This is a genomic window from Arcicella sp. GW821-FHT09D11 (assembly GCF_059416265.1).
Map to the genome: position 1 here is coordinate 147659 of NZ_JBWKOV010000009.1, position 17379 is coordinate 165037.

Below are 17379 nucleotides of genomic sequence, written 5' to 3' on the forward strand. Positions count from 1 at the left end.
CTTTTACTCAAGTAGAAAACGCTGAGACAACTTATATATTTAGTCTAAAACAACAACATAATTAAGCTTTTAATAATACAAATATGAAAAAAACAATAATATGTTTTTCTATATTTTTTCTGATGAACCTTATGGTGTTTGCACAGAAAATAGAAAAAGAAGGCCCTAAAGGTTTCGACCAAGTAAGAACAGGGATTGCTACAGGTAAATTAGATACTATAAAGTATGAGTCTAAAACCGTAGGTAGTACTCGAAAAGCCTTAGTATATACGCCGCCTGGTTTTAATAAAAAAACGAAATACCCTGTATTATACCTTTTACATGGTATCGGTGGTGATGAAAAAGAGTGGCTCAACGGTGGTAAACCTCAAGTAATTTTAGATAATCTATATGCTGAAGGAAAAATACAACCGATGATTGTGGTAATGCCTAATGGACGTGCGATGAAAGACGACCGTGCCGTTGGCAATATTATGGCTCCTGATAAAGTACAGGCTTTTGCTACTTTTGAAAAAGATTTATTGAACGACCTCATTCCTTTTATTGAAAAAAGCTATCCAACTTTAACAGACAGAGAAAACCGTGCGATTGCTGGGCTTTCAATGGGTGGGGGGCAATCGCTTAATTTTGGGTTGGGGAATTTAGACAAATTTGCATGGGTGGGAGGTTTTTCATCTGCTCCAAATACCAAAGTTCCACAAGAATTAGTGCCCAACCCTGAAGAGGCTAAAAAGAAACTTAAACTCCTTTGGATTTCGTGTGGCGATAACGACGGATTGCTTTCTTTTAGCAAACGTACACACGATTATTTATACCAAAACGATGTACCGCATATTTACTATATTGAGCCTGGTGTACACGATTTCAAAGTTTGGAAAAATGGGCTGTATATGTATTCACAGTTTTTGTTCAAACCTGTTGATGTTTCATCTTTTAATAAATATACTATTTTAGGTACTCCTGCCAGCACGAATATTCGTAATGGTCAGTATCCTCAGATTCTGCCCGACAATCGTGTAGTTTTTAAAGTAAAAGCACCGAATGCCCAAAAAGTGCAAATTGATTTAGGTAAAAAATACGATATGGTAAAAGATACCAGTGGTGTGTGGCATGTTACAACCGATTCTATCAGTCGTGGATTTCATTATTATTCATTAGTGATAGATGGCGTAGCCCTTGTTGACCCTGCTAGTGAAACGTTTTATGGGATGAGTCGCCAAGCAAGTGGCATTGAAATTCCTTATAAAGAAGGAGGTTTTTATGCGTTGAAAGACGTGCCTCATGGTGATATTCGCATTAAAAAATATTTCTCAAAAGCCAGTAACTCATGGCGTGAAATGTACATTTATACTCCGCCAGGGTATGACAAATCAACTGACAAATATCCAGTTTTGTACCTATTACATGGGGGTGGCGAAGACCAACGAGGTTGGGCTACACAAGGCCGTACCGACCTAATACTAGATAACTTGATAGCTGAGCAAAAAGCTAAACCAATGGTAATTGCCATGCTCGACGGTAATGTTGGTGGGCAAGGTGGCATAGCCAATTTTGGTGAAGCACAATTACGGGCTTTTGAAAATGAATTAAAAAATGGCGCTATTCCTTTTGTAGAAAGTAATTTCAAAGTAGAAACCGATGCCCAACATAGAGCTTTGGCAGGTCTTTCGATGGGAGGTTTACAAACACTTTATGCAGGCATCAAGAATACTAATATGTTTTCGTATTTGGGTGTATTCAGTTCTGGATGGTGGGCAAATAACCCTAAACTAACAGATCCTCAGTATGATTTTATGAAAAATAATGCTACAACAATCAATACTAACCTTAAAGAATTGTGGGTTTCGATGGGAGGCAAAGAGGATATAGCATACAATAATTGTAAAATAATGTTGGGCAAATTTGATGAAATGGGTATCAAATACAAATACAGCGAATATGCAGGTGGACATACTTGGCCTGTTTGGCGACATGATATTTTCCAATTTTCACAAGTATTATTTAAGTAAATTTTAAATTATCAATATCCAGTAAAGGAATATTGGATATTGATAATTGAGTAAATCATTCCGAAATAACAAGGATAATTTACTCGTCAATCTATTAAAAATGAAACACAAAATATTTTTTTCAATATTATTGAGCTTATTTTATTTAACCAGTAATGCTCAAAATGCCAGTACTCAAGTGGCAAGTCCTGATAAGAACATTGTAGTAACTTGTGATGTAAAACAAGCATCCTATAGTATCGAATATAAGGGGGAAACGGTACTCCGTAATTCAAAATTGGGGATAATACGTGAAGATGAAGATTTCTCAAAAAATCTACAATTGATAAAATCGTCTGTCCCTAAAGTAGTGAAAGATAGTTATGCTATAAGTACCGCTAAAAAAAGCCATATTACGTATATAGCCACTGAAAAAGTATGGGAAACCAAAACGGCATCGGGCAAAAAGATGAATATTGTCTTTCGAGCATCAAATGACGGTGTGGCTTTTCGTTATGAGTTTCCTGAAAAATCTACTGATATTAAAAAGATTGTTGCAGAAGCGACTAGCTTTCATTTTAACGAAGGATCAAGAGCTTGGTTACAACCCAAAACAGAAGCTCAAACAGGTTTTGAACATACCAATCCTTCTTACGAAGCGCATTATGAAATAGATATTCCTACAGGTAAATCATCACCTGGGCCTAATGGATGGATATATCCAGCTTTGTTCAAAACAAACAACACGTGGTTATTGATAACGGAAGCAGCGTTAGACAGAACTTACTGTGGTACGGCTTTACAACAAAAATCGCCAGATAGCGAATACAAAATAAACTTTCCACAAAGCCCAGAAGTATTCAAAAATGGCACGGCAACATTAAACCCTGAATCAGCTTTACCTTGGAAAACTCCTTGGAGAATCATCGCAATAGGAAATTTAAAAACCATCTCAGAGTCAACTTTAGGCACAGACTTAGCATTGCCTGCTAAAAAAATGGATGCTGACTTTATTAAACCCGGTAAATCATCATGGAGTTGGATTTTAGACAAAGACGATTCTACCGTTTATAAAGCACAGAAAAAATACATAGATTTTGCTGCCGATATGAAATGGCAGTACTGTTTGATAGATGCCAATTGGGATGTTACCATTGGCTATGATTCTGTAAAAGTATTGGCAGACTATGGTAAAACAAAAAATGTAGGATTACTGCTTTGGTATAATTCGGCTGGTAGCTGGAATACAGTAAAATTTACGCCAAGAGATAAACTACTTACTCACCAAAGCAGAGTAGAAGAATTTAGCAGAATCCAAAAAATGGGCATAAAAGGTGTTAAAATTGATTTTTTTGCTGGTGACGGACAATCTATGATTAACTATTATCAGGATATATTGGAAGATGCCGCTACCTATCATTTATTAGTCAACTTTCATGGAGCTACTTTGCCCCGAGGCTTGCACCGTACTTATCCTAACCTCATGACTACTGAGGCTGTTGATGGCTACGAAATGATAACTTTTTCGCAGTATGCTGCTAATAAAGCTCCAGAGCATTCGGTAATGATTGCGATGGTTCGTAATGCCTTCGACCCAATGGACTTTACACCCATGAACTTATACAAAATACCTCGTATAAAACGTGTAACTACCTCAGCTTTTGAATTAGCAACATCTGTAGTTTTCTTATCGGGAATACAACATTATGCCGAACGTCCAGAAGGGATGAAACACATACCTGAGTATGTAAAAGACTTTTTGAGAAATTTGCCAGATACTTGGGACAACGTTAAATTTATTGATGGCTATCCCGGTAAATTGTATGTTGTAGCAAGAGAATCTGCTGGGAAATGGTATGTAGCAGGCATTAATGGAGAAAATATGGAGAAGCCCCTTAGTTTAGACTTGAGTTCTTTCAAAAATAAGAAAGGTAAATTAATCAAAACAGGTAAAAATGAAGTAGCTAATGAGCCTTCTTTTGAACAAAGCAATATAACAATTCCTTCTGATGGCGAATTAGATATTACCTTAAAAGGAAATGATGGTTTTGTGATTGTGTTCGAATAAATTTAGATAGTAATACGTTTTTCAAGAGTACTATTTTCTTGTTTGATTAGTACTCTTGAAATTTGAATAAATGTTAAAAAATATTTATTTTTTTGTTTTATAATTATTATTATGTTAAATAATATACAAAACATTAATTATCTACTTTATACAAGTAAAAGCCTATTACAAAAATCTGTAAGGATTAAATAGTTTGAAATGATGTTGGAAATAAAGCGAATGGATTTATTTTTACCGATAAAATTAAAATTATAAAAATCCACAACATATATGAAAAGACTTTTTGTATTAACCCTTACCTCAATCATTACTTTTAATGCACTGGCTCAGCATAATAAGCATATAAATAATATATCTTTAACGAATCCATCAACTACAGATTTAGTCGAGAAACCTATTAGTATTCAGCGCAAGAGTTTTACTGCTAAAATTGCTAATCAACTTTTTCCACAAATTATCAATGCAAAAGGAAAGGAAATTCCTTCACAATTAAATGATTTAGATGGAGATGGAAATTGGGATGAGCTATTTTTTGTGGCTGATATTCCTCAAAAAACAACCTTGAAACTATCTGTAAAATGGATTGCTAGTCAACCTAGCTACCCTATCAAAACAAGCGTTCGTTTTGGGAAAAGAAGTTCAAAAAACACTCCTGTTGAACCTAAAACTAGCGATACTTTTTATGCAAATCAATTACCAAAATTAATTGGCTATCAGCCTTATCAAACAGATGGCCCAACATGGGAAAATGATAAAGTAGCTTTTCGTCATTATTTAGATGGTAGAAATGCTAAGGATTTATTTGGAAAAAGGACGTCTGCTATTTCTCCTGAAAATGTAGGTATTTCTGAAACAGGTGCTGTACAAGACAATTATCATGTATTGAAAGACTGGGGACGCGATATTTTGCCTGCTGGTAATACAGAAGGATTATCTGTTGGACTTGGTGGCGTGGGATTATTAATCAATAATCAACTTTACAGAGTTGGTGTAACTGCCAATGATACTGTTCATAATATTGAAGCTACCGATTTTAAAATTGCTAGTGAAGGAGTTGTAAAGTCTGAAATTAGTTTAAACTATCATAATTGGAAGCCAACTGCTGATAGAACATACCAATTATTAGAAAATCCGACTATCTGGCCAGGGATGTATGCCTACCAAAATACGGTTAAGTTTGCTGGACTCAAAGGTGATGAAACCTTGGTAATTGGCCTATCCAAAGTAGCGACTAATCATCCTGTAACTGAAATCAAGCAAGGAAAGTTTGTGGCCTTGTACACACACGATGCCCAAACTTATAACAAAGAGTTTATTGTAGGTCTAGCCATTATTTTACCGCTAGAAACTTACCAAGGTTATGGCGAATCACCTAAAACTGGTTCTTTTGCTTTGAGCTATTATGGTAAGTTGAAAGTAAAAAATGGAACACCCCTTAAATATTATGCTGTTGGAGGTTGGGAATTAGCGGATGACTGTTTCAAAACATCTGCTTGTTTCGAAGAATATTTAAAGAAATTGATGGCTCAACTAAATATTGAGGTAACAACCAAGGTACAATAGTAGTAGAAGGATTACAATAATGTCCCTATCCCCTACTCTATTGCTACTATCTTATACAGGGTTATTAAGTTCTTCATTTTAAGAAAACATCATATAACAATAGCCCCACTATCCTTAGCGAGGGACTTAAGTCCCTCGCTAAGGATAAGTTATAAATTAACATCCCCTACTCTATTTCCAATGCTTATTTGTATATTGTAAATTAGCAACTATAAATACGTAAAACAGAGGCTTAACTTACCTATTTAGCATTACTTCTTACTGAAATAGAATCCCCAAACACACTTTCACGGTCGTCAATTTCAGTTACGCTAATCGTGTATATGTACACAGTATTAGGTGTCACCTTATCATCTATAAAAGAAAACGTGGATGAACTTATTGTTCCTTTTTTTACAAATGTCCCTCCTGTTGCCTCACGCCTATAAATATTATAGGCTTTACGATTAGGGTATTCCATTTGAGGTAGACTTACTACCACTCCTTCTGGCACCGCTCGTACATAAAATACGTTCACAGTCTCCACTTCTTTTTTAGGAAGCATAAATTCTCCTGTATCACTAAAAGGACTGATTTCGCTGTTATCGGCTACAGCTGCTACTCTATATTCATAAATAATACCTGCTTGTATATCACTATCAGTATAGCTAACGCTATTAGGCAATACTTTAAGTACTGTAAACGTGGCATCTCCTTTTTTCTTCTTTTCTAAGATATAAGATTCTACGATATTATCTTGAGTACGAGTATCCTTCCAACTAATATCCAGTTTGCCATTTACGGAGTAAAAATGCAAATCTGGTGGTGGCGTGATATTAAGTTTACGAAGTGGTCGTATATCAGCTACATTGCTGTAAGCACTCGTATCTTGACGAAGATTTTGGTTTAAAACAGCATAATAATATCGACTTCGACCACTTAATGACTGAGCTGTATCTAAATAGGTCTTGGTTTTAATAGGGCCTGCAATTATTCCCATATGCTTAGGCGATGTTCCTCGGTAAACATAATACCCAAAAAATGACGGGGCATCTGAAGCATCCCAAGTTAAACGTACATCTTTGCCTTCGGGCAATGTTGTAAGGTTATAAGGCGTTGTAGGTTTAGAAAACTTTGTGTAAGTGCCAATACCTTGTGCCGCTATCCGCTGTTGTACTCCTGTACTAGGTAAAAATAAAGCTTTTACTTGGTAGCGATAATGTTGACCAACCTGTATGGCATAATCAGTAAATAAGGTATCGCTAACTGAAAGTACGCCTAATGAATCTGCCTTATCCTGACTATCATAACGGATAATCTCGATACCTGTCAAATATGGTTTTTCGGGAAGTTGTTTCCAAGAAACGCTGATACCATCTGTAATATCAGTTACATTGATCCCATAAATAAGGGGTACAATTTTTTCAGTAATGGAAAATACATTCACGGTATCCGATGGTGAACCTTGATTATAGACTTCATCCTGCAAAGTAATATAGGCACTTATTTGTTCTTCACTTACTGTTTTTTTATAGTAAGTGAAAGAAATACTGTCGCCTGTGGTGTTTAATACAGGGAACATTTGTTGTTCATCTACATATTCCCCATTTTTTAACAAATGTATCTTTGCACGTAATTCTTTGATGGGGAATGGCATTTTAAAAACAGTACCGTCTACATCGACAGTAAGTTTTATTTTTGGTTTGAAAAGCATCGTAACCCTGTCGTCATCAACTGGTACTTGCCAAGTAATAGCCACAGAGCTATCGGCTGCAAGTACTCCTTTTTTGATAGGTTTTACGTAATCTAAAGTATAATTACCTACTTTGCTTTGTACAATGGAGTATCCCCATGGTCGTTGAGATTTATCCTTGTCAACACGTGTTACTTTATAAATTACAAGGTCATCTTTATTAACATCTTTATCAAAAAATACTTGCCCAGCAGCTATACGAGTTTCAATAATTTTGTAAAATAGCGAATAAGATGCTGCGGTTTGATGTGTTTGAAAATAAGTAACCAGCTCTTTATCTGAAGCTAGATTATAGTATTTTTTCATTTCATCAATAGCCGATGAAGAGAGCAATCTTCCTAACTCTTTTTCGGAAGATACTGCCTGTGCAGTACCTATCTTTTTTAAGAGCTTCTCAGATTTACCAAGGTTCTGGGCATCGTAGGCGGTTCTTTCAATAATGAAATAATCGATGTTTTGAAGCAATGATGAATCCTTAGAAAATAAGTCTTCCGAGCCAAGTAAATAAATGTAATTACCAGCTGGAGAAGTAGCGGTCGATAACCTATGACCAGCATCCTCGATAGCCTGAGCCTTTACTGTTTGACAAAGAGCAAACATGGCTATTAGGAAGAAATATATGTATATTTTCATGTCTGATTAACTATTACAATAAATTGAAATTAACTTGTGTCCCTTTATTTTGGCGATAAGCAAAAGATGCTGAAAGATTTTTACAAACTTTAAATCCTACACTTGGATAACCAAGACACACTGAGCTAGTACAGCTCCAATCGTAGCAACAACTTCTAAAGGGGTTGCCACAACAAGGATGATGCCATGTTGAGCAACAACATTCCACCCATGTAGCTCTTATACTATTACAACCCACACTATTATCATTGTACAAACTAAAGCCTAGGCTAGCATTGCCGTTTAAATACCAGCTACCGTCGTATCCACCTGTTATATTAATGTTAGCATTTGCATTTCCATACAAAGAGAAACCCATAATACTTGCTGAAGCATTAGCATAAGCAGAGATTGATGCGGTAGCAAACAGCGTTTTATTATTGTATTTATAGTACATTTCAGTTTTACCTGACCCCCCGAAACCATAATTGAAACCAAATGCTTTGAAACCGCTTATACCTACATTAAAGCCCCCACTTTTTGATGGCATATTTAACGAACCTTTAACGTAAATTGCATTAAAATAAGGCGTATAAGTAGGTACTTTCACGATATCAAACCCCATAAACATTGGGATGGTAATAAAACCTAAGTTTACATTTTTATATACAGGCATGCTTACATCCTTTGTTCCTGTTTGTATATTTTCTAAAGCGGAAGTATTAATATTACCGAACATATTTCTTGCTTCAGCAGGAGAATCAGCATCTGTATTATTGTAATTAATACCTAATGCTATAAAAGCATTGCCATTGAGCATATCACCCAAAGTGCTTAAATTAGCATTAACTGCCAAGAATAATGCACCACTTGATGTTGATTGAGGTCCTAAGCCAAATAATACTCCTTTTACATTTACATTGCCTAAACCTGTCATTAAAGGAACATTACCATCAACCGTTACTAGTAACAGTTTTTTACAGAAGTCAACTTTCATGGTCATATTACCCCAGTCCTTCTTCTCCATGTTTAGGGTAGCTCTTCCTTCAATTACGGGAGTGCCACCACAATTATTGGCATCAAACAATACATTGATTTTGGTGTCCTTGAGGTAAGCTACATCTTTAGGTGTACCAGTTGGGCCAATATCACCAGTCAGATATACACTGTATACATTTGTACCAGTATTAAAATCAAACCCACCACCTATGCTATGCCATTGAATTGGCCCCGTAATGATTCCTGCGGTTGCTTTAATGCCTGCCCCTAATTCAAATCCACCCTTACTTAGGCTATAATACTTAAAGTTTGCATCGAAGACTTTGCTAAGAGTCGTCATTTTAGCAATACCTTCAAAGCCTTGTCTATCCCCACTATAAGCTATTTTTATGGTGGATGTTAGTTTAAAGGTAGGATTCTCGATGGCAAGGGCTATTTCATTCAACCTTACATCAATTCCATTTCCTGTATTCGCCACCAAGATAGACCCTGCTACATTTGCTTTAAAGCCTTTGATAGGAAATTCCACACCCCCAGCGATACCAACAGCCCACGAACCCTGTGCTTCATCGAATGGGGTACTAGCAGGTCCAGTAGATACCTCTGTCTTAGCAGAAGTATTAACCAAATAGCTATTCATTTTATCCATGGTCATGCCATAGCCGATATTTACCAAAAAGCGGTCAACACTAATCTTAACTGCTTTCAAATCAATTTTAATATTTGGCTTAACGGCCATAAATACGGCCCAGTCTTTGGTACTCAGCTGAAATTTCTGTATTTCGACGGGAAAAATACTTGTTAGCGGAGAGTTACTACTGGTAGCACCGTCTTTTTTATAGTCTAACAAACCAGAAGCTGTAAAATTAAAGCTTTTGTCTGCCGAACTATAACTCATATCGATAGACGTATTACCTGGTGTGGTAAATACCAACGATTTGATGCTTAACCCTTTTGCTGGCAGGTTGAAACTTCCAGAAAGTGTTTGCTCACCTCTCATATTAATGATAGATAAAGTTTTAATGGTAAGTACACCATCATCATCTTTTCCAGCAGCATCTTGTTTTTTCAAGGCGATTGAACCTCCCATTGTTACTCCCACGTTAGCTGAACCAAGACCGCTCAGTTCTAACTTAGTAAGTTTCAACACCACCTTTTGCATGTTTGCAACCAGCGGTTTTTCTACACTTATTGGGAATTTAATCAGTCCCAGAGAAAAGTCGGAGCTTATTAAGAATTTCTCTAGCTTTATTTTTCCGCCATCTGCCAAATCAATGGCTATCGTCTTCGGAAACTGGAAGTATCCGTTCAAATCTATGCCAGCCTTGGTTAACGATGCCAAGTTTCTATCAATAAAAAGGCTACTAATACTACCTACTTTTGATTCTACATAGCTGGTTGGAGTACTACTAGTTGTAAGCAAAGATACAATCGTTGTGTAATCATAGTTTGCATCCAAAAATTTGACTTTAAAGCTTCTTTCGGTAGTTAATTCACTAACGGTTGTACTTGGAGCTGAAAATACAGCATTAAAAATATTATTAGTATTAGCTCCATCCTTTATTATGGCATCATTTAGTTTAACAGGCAACTTACTGACAACGCTACTTTCATTTAATTTCAATACTAGTTGATTGCCCCCTATGATACCTGATGAATAATTACCCTGAGCATTAGCTTTTAGTTGTAGAAAGGGCATCCCTTGTACTTCCACGGGTGCAAAGCCAAACATCGTTGTTTTGAGTACTGCTTCTTCAAAATTAATATCGGCAATAGGCTCTGCATTCCCTGTCTTTGCTCCCATCCTAACGTTTACATTTTTAAAAGTCAGTGTTTTAGTATCACCTTCAATCCTAAATAATGCGTTTGAAGCGACGGTTAAAGTACCTGTGATGCTATAATTAGCATCTGCGGTGCGTAATTGTTTGGTAATTACTACTGGGTAGCCAGCAAGAGTGGTGATTTTGGGAATAGAAAGGTCGATTATTTCCAATCCTACATTAAACGTAGATGACTCTGTAATTTTAGCTACACTATCTAATTTATAATAACCTCGACGTTGAAAGCTATACGTAAAAGATTCGTTTTTAGGCAGATAAAGCACATACTGTCCACTCTTATCAGTGCTACTAGTATAGGGCATTCCAACCACCGATATTACTACCGAATCTAGTCCAATCCCTGTTTTTTTATTCGCAATCTTACCACTTATCCTCACGCCATCCTGCAACTGAATATTAATATCATTTAAACCTCCCTTTATTAAATTAAACTCTCCAAGGAACGGGGTAAAAGGCTTATCGTCGGGCAATGCTGTAATGGCAAATTTATAATTGCCTGGGGTATTGCTATACTGAAAGGGGGCTCCTACTGGAACATCCTGATTGACTGTACTGTTGATGCTAATTTTAGCCTTAATAGCCTGCCCGTTAAGTTTAATATTCAGCCTAACCATACCATTCAAATTACTAATAGTATTGTTTCCGCTATCAACAACTCTTTGTATATCAGTTTGTTCTATAAATAATAAACTATATACGTCAAACAGATTCCCACTTCCAATACCTAAGTTATCGGCAGTAAGGTCTTGGATTTTTTTTAGGGTCATCCAATCTTTTATACTAGCCTTTCCAGCCATTTTGCTCTGCCATTCGCTTGGAGATAAACCAGAGGTCTTTAGCCCATCCTGACTACCCATATTAACCGTGACATTGCCACTGTTATACCCATCCGCAGAAAATTCTAGTGCTAAAGAGCTACCTGCCAGCGTTGTTAAATAATATACTCCTTCTGCCGTGGTTTTAGTACTTATATTAGTACCAATAACCTTTACCATGGCATTTGCTACTGGGAAATTATTATTGTCAACCAATCGCCCTACCACACTTTGGTAAATATTTTTCAGCACAATGTTCTTGGTAAAAGGCGTAGTGCCATTATATATTGTTTCTTCAGAAAAAGGTATATCTTGAATGGTGCGGTCTGTAATACTTAACTTAATAACAGACCCTTTTTTCAAATCTGGCAAATTGAAGCTGTAATATCCAAAAAAGTCTGTTACAGTTTCTAAAGCTTGGTTAGGTAAAGGCCCTGATACATCCGAAGGGTTTAGTGTAGCTGTAATCCTTACGCCACTTCTCCCTTTGTTTTTGAAGGTGATAGTACCGTCAAGCGTGTTATTAAGATTATAGGAGAAATTGCGTTTAATACTTACAATACGTTTTTGAGCATAGAGACTTCTTACCTGCTGTATTGGGTAATAAACAGGTGGCTTATTGGTAACATTTACTTGTGCAACATAATTTACATCTACCTGACTTAAAAACAACTTTTTATAAGCATTCCCAGACCTAAGCGTAGTTAGAATTACATAATCTTTACCGTTATATTGTGTATGCTCAAGGCTAGCGTTCACACTCTTTAAAAAACTGTATTTGTTCCAAGTAGCAGTATTCAATAAGATATTAACAGACACCTGATCCGCTCCAGTCAGGGTTGGCCTAACTACGTTTGCTGCTATCTGCATAGTATTAGCAGTTACTACATCAAGCCCAACATTCATAGCAACTACTCCCGCTTTAGGAACTTCGATTTCTCTAGTGATAGTGTTGAAAAAACCTTCGGGCGATGAAATTTCTATATAAGGATTTCTTACTATCTCCCATTGTTTACTTGAAATAGGAGGCATGACATATTTACCTTCAGCATCTGTCATAGCTCTTCCAAGCGGACTAGACTGTAAACGAGAGCCTAAATGAGGCACATACAAAATTACCACAGCCCCCTTTAAAGGATACTGAGTTCTATCTGCTTTGTACGATGGCACAATTTCTTGTGAGGTTTCAATGATTGATGCGGTGGATACCAATGGTGTCCCTCCTGTTTCATCGGTCGCTTCCGAGGCATCGAAAGCCCAGTTAACGGTTCCTCCTATCTTAACCTGAACATTAGTAGCAACGGTAGCAGTGGGTAGAGTTTTAATTGTAGGAGTTGTACCGTATTGTATTGGTGCACTGTATGTAAAACCGATAACGGCACTTTGTCCATTGTTACGGAAAGTAATAGCATTAGTAGGGTCAAAAGCCTGTACCATAAGGGCATATCTTCGTCCTGCCACTAATATCGGGTCGCCTGGATTATAGATGTACATATTCCCCATCACTTCCTTTTCAAAAAAGAATGGTGTAGAAGCAGATTGCATTGCAGCGTTAGGATTTAAGTTTCCTACAATCTCTACTAGCCTGAGACGGTACATTACAGTTGGCGGTGCCCCTGGGGGCGTGCTCCAATTTAAAGTAAGTACCTGTGTACCTGATGCTATCACAATTTGCTCGTTGTACGGAGAAATAAGCGTTGGCGGTTCAAGACTGGTTATACTAAAAGAATTACTACAACCATTTGGTTGGTCAGCACTCAGTGGTAAGTTATTATCATAATCATAGGCCCGTGCACACAACCTATAATTCGCTTCAGGAAGTCCATTGCCCCTGATGGCTTCATTTTTCGTGATGCCTGTATAAATGAGGTTTTCGAAATCTAAGAATGATGAAAAGTCACCTGCATTCAGCACTACTAATCCACCAGCTGGCACGACGATTGGGCTCCCACTTCGGAAAGACAAACTGCTATGAATTTCGACGCCGTTATCACCCGCAATACTTGCTAAAAGCTGAATGCGTCTTTCGGTAGTACTAGTGTTCATCACAGTAATCATAACCTGTTCAGGGTGCGACGCATAATCGGTTATACGGTACCGATATGGAGGAAGCACTTGTACACTAACGTTAATTTGTGCAAAAGAACTTGTAAACAAACCCATCAACAGACAGATTAGGCATCCTTTAAGTAATAGTTTTTTCATACAGTTAAAAGTTAAATAAGTAAGTAATCTCATTTCTTAATTAGGTATAGTTTGTGATAACCTTGGCGTGGGATTATTCCAAGTAAAAAGCAGGCATCTTTAAGTTATTTATAAATAGAACTTATACCAAACTGATGATTAAAGGACTAATTGAAAGAACGGACTGTTGTTAGACTGTATATAGCTAAAATTGGGATACTAAGATTAGAAATATTGATGGTAGCCGAACTACGAAAAAGATGGGCATTACTTTGGTTACAATTGGACATTCTCTTTGTATTATACTAGGTTTGGGGAACTTCAAATCTACCAGTGATAGAGAAATATTTCTGGCTTTCTAGGTTATCGAATAATTGCCCCATGCTTGTTAAAGCTGTGACTGATAAGAGTATTAACAAAACTGTTACAGCAATTTTATCCTTTGATGTATTTAGTATATAAACACTTGTAAATAAATGTGTTATCATTATTAGGTTTAGGTTCAAAGTGATTAGTATATACTAAATTTCTATGCGAGTTTGATTCTTTCGGAAGTTACATATATTTATCTAAAGAATAGTATCTTATTTAAAAAGGTATCTAAACAGCACTCCACATGATGCCAACGGTGATTTTAGGTATGTAAAAAAAGACTTTAAATACCTGAAAAAATTCTTATAATCCCATCTGAGAAATAAAGCATTTTCACTGGATGAGGTTAACTTTTTAATATATACGACATCCCCTTTGATAGGTTGATAAAACAGATCTTCCCTCCTATTTATAGTAGTTATTTAAATGCTTTATTTTCCCAAGTGGACATAATGTCCGCTTGGGAAACATGATTCAACTATTCGTTTTTAACTGAAATATCAATAGTCAATTGAGACGTTTTGGGGATTGTTCTCTTCCCTCACTTTTGTATTGAAATAAAAATTTGGAATAACCTTTTGCTATTCATCAATCAAAAAAAGTGGGTCATAAAATTAATTTTCTGACCCACTTTTTTTGATTATAACATTTGGAATATTTCACATTTTCCCAAGCGGACATTATGTCCTCTTGGGAAAATATTGCGATTAAGCTTCAAAAAGAACCTTTCCTAATTCTTCTACTTTTACTTTTAGTGATTGATAATCATCTAAACTATTCGTTTGATATACTCTTTCTAACATATTCTGAATCGTAAGAATAGTCTCTCTATTTATTTTTCTTTCCGTCCCAAGCATTGCTTCAGTACTATCTTTCTTAGACAAAACCTTTTCTAAATCTTCAATAGATTCAATCGAATTATCTACGGCTACTTTCGTTAATTGCTGTACCGATTTTTTAGAAACTTTTTGTTTTCCAGCAAGAATTTCCTTCTTAAAAGCAGGACTAAGTTTTTCTAAACCAATCGCAAATTCACCATCACGGCGAATAGTTTTTTCATCTACATTAAATTGTTTGGCTATTTTTTGAGATGTTTTTTCTTCACCTGCGTCTTTGCTGAAATTTTCAGCTTTGCTCGTAATCTTTTCATTATTGTACCTTAGCCCACGATAATATGCCATCTGAATTTGGCTTAGGTTCCTCCTACCCATCTGAAGGTCAAGCATGTAGTTTTTGACATCCTGTAAGCTATGAAAAAACATCAGCATAACATTAAAAGAAATGTTATGTTTGGTACAAATTTTATACCGGTTATGTCCATCTACTAATACAAAACGTTCTGTATCAGTAATAGCCTCAGGATTGATTATTTTCTCAGTAGTCTGCCAGATTATTAAAGAATCTTTACACCCATTTGCAAGGATATTGCTTTCTAAACCTTGTAGCTCTTCCTCTTGCAATGGCTCAATAAGGTTTTTGAGCTCTTCTAAGATAACTATTTTTTGTTTTATCGTTTCATTAGAAATCAATCCAGAAGTTACTGTCTGCGTCACGTTAGATTTCATCTGTGTTTTAAAATCAATCTTTTTTGCCATTCCCTGATTACTTTTTATTGTTCAAGTTATTAAGAAGCTCCACTGCCAATTGATCATAAGACTTAGCGGCGGCTGAGTTCTTATCAAAGTCAAAAATCAGTGATTTAAGCGCTTGTGCTTTCTTGATTTCTATGCCTTTTTTAATTTCTGTTTCAAAAATATTTACACTGCTATACGTTTCTCGAACTGCTTCTTTCAAGCCAATATGAACAGTATTCTTTTCAACAATCGTAAACAAGATTCCTTCTATTTTCAGTCCTGGATTAGATAAAATTTGTGTTTCAAGAATTACACCAAACAAAGAATTTAACCCGTTTACAGCATTCATTTCTGGTTGCATGGCTACAATGCATGAATTAGAGGCATTTAGCGCGTTTAACGTCAAAACAGATAGGGAAGGGGGGCAATCTATTAAAATAAAGTCGTACACATCTAAAAACGGCACTAGAGCTCGTTGCAAACGTTGTTGATTGGCAGGAGCAGAGAGCAGAGATAGCTCTGCCTTTTGCAATTCTAAATCAGATGGAGCAATGTGCAGATTTTCCGTAATTGGCTTGATATGGAGGGTTTCATTAAAATTAATCAACGAATTGAAAACCTGTCCCTCATCGGTTGTTACATTAAAAATTTGGCTCAAATTTCCCTGAGAATCTAAATCTACTAAAAGTACTTTCAGCCCTCTATTTGATAACGCCTCTCCTAAATAAGCCGTTGTGGTTGTTTTACCAACCCCACCTTTGTTATTAGCAATAGCAATTGTGGTAGCTTTTAAATTGAACGTCTCGCTATAACCATACTTCATCAAAATTGGTAATAATTTCAATCGTTGTTTATCTGATAGTTCTCTTTTGAGATTAATAATTTGTGTCAGCGACCTTGTAGGCATACCCGCTTCTTTCTCAATGCCTGTGATTGTTAAGGCCGGATTCCTATTCAAGAATCTTATCAATAATTCTGTTGTCAGCATTTTTTATAGTATAAAATAAGTTATGCAAATATAAGAACTGTATTTAATATTAATAAGTAAAATACATTTTTTATATTAAGTATGTTATATATTACAGACTACTTTTAAAATATCAGTAGTAGCTCTTGGTTGTATTTAGCTCTTACTAATAGTAGCTAAATATCTATTTCATATTTATTTTTTATAAAAAATCATAAACAATAACAATGTTGTTTTATTTTAATTTATTATTTTTAAATACTTTCAGGCTTTGCAACTAATTGATAATTAGTTGATTACAAGCTTATCTATCACAAATAATTCGGCAACTATCACAAATAATTCGGAAAAAGGTACTTATCTATCGCAAATAATTCGGAGAAGTATCGCATAAAATTCGGAGAAGTATCGCATAAAATTCGGAGCAAATATTATAGTAGTAACGTTTGTGTATAAATGTCAATGAATTTATCTATCGCAAATAATTCGGAAATAAGTTTATGCTAATTTTTAATGTTTTTTTGTACAATCTTTTCCTTAATATTTAACATTTAATGATTATTTAACCAATGTTAAATGTACCAATTATACGAATCACCTTTTTATGTACTATTACCTTTGATATACCTATTATTTGACTATTCCTTTCATCTAACTATCACAA

General features: G+C 35.7%; 8 protein-coding genes. 3 read left to right on the plus strand and 5 right to left on the minus strand.

All coding sequences use genetic code 11. The annotated features are described in order from the left end of the window. Positions 1 to 83: 83 nt before the first annotated feature. The 3 genes from AC07N0_RS20095 to AC07N0_RS20105 all read left to right on the plus strand — a co-directional run bounded on the left by AC07N0_RS20095 (position 84) and on the right by AC07N0_RS20105 (position 5619). Positions 84 to 2009, plus strand: a complete 1926-nt coding sequence (locus AC07N0_RS20095) for an alpha/beta hydrolase-fold protein (protein WP_494590714.1) — start codon at positions 84 to 86, stop codon at positions 2007 to 2009. Between the two features lie 100 nt (positions 2010 to 2109). Continuing rightward, positions 2110 to 4056, plus strand: a complete 1947-nt coding sequence (locus AC07N0_RS20100) for a glycoside hydrolase family 97 protein (protein WP_494590715.1) — start codon at positions 2110 to 2112, stop codon at positions 4054 to 4056. A 270-nt stretch (positions 4057 to 4326) separates the two neighbouring features. After that, positions 4327 to 5619 carry a DUF4861 family protein gene (locus AC07N0_RS20105; protein ID WP_494590716.1) on the plus strand — a complete coding sequence of 431 codons (1293 nt, stop codon included), beginning with the start codon at positions 4327 to 4329 and terminating at the stop codon, positions 5617 to 5619. Between the two features lie 241 nt (positions 5620 to 5860). Here the strand turns inward: AC07N0_RS20105 and AC07N0_RS20110 are convergent, their stop codons facing one another. The 5 genes from AC07N0_RS20110 to AC07N0_RS20130 all read right to left on the minus strand — a co-directional run bounded on the left by AC07N0_RS20110 (position 5861) and on the right by AC07N0_RS20130 (position 16736). After that, complete coding sequence (locus AC07N0_RS20110; protein WP_494590717.1) at positions 5861 to 7984, minus strand: fibronectin type III domain-containing protein; 2124 nt, start codon at positions 7982 to 7984, stop codon at positions 5861 to 5863. Between the two features lie 13 nt (positions 7985 to 7997). Further along, positions 7998 to 13823, minus strand: a complete 5826-nt coding sequence (locus AC07N0_RS20115) for a carboxypeptidase regulatory-like domain-containing protein (RefSeq protein ID WP_494590718.1) — start codon at positions 13821 to 13823, stop codon at positions 7998 to 8000. A gap of 284 nt (positions 13824 to 14107) precedes the next feature. Further along, entirely contained in the window at positions 14108 to 14290 is a 183-nt protein-coding gene (locus tag AC07N0_RS20120) for a hypothetical protein (protein ID WP_494590719.1), read from the minus strand. A 591-nt stretch (positions 14291 to 14881) separates the two neighbouring features. Then, positions 14882 to 15769, minus strand: coding sequence for a hypothetical protein (locus tag AC07N0_RS20125; RefSeq protein ID WP_494590720.1), 888 nt, complete (start codon positions 15767 to 15769; stop codon positions 14882 to 14884). Positions 15770 to 15776: 7 nt separating this feature from the next. Further along, a complete protein-coding gene (locus tag AC07N0_RS20130) occupies positions 15777 to 16736 on the minus strand; it encodes a ParA family protein (RefSeq protein WP_494590721.1) in 960 nt (319 codons plus the stop codon). Positions 16737 to 17379 lie beyond the last annotated feature (643 nt).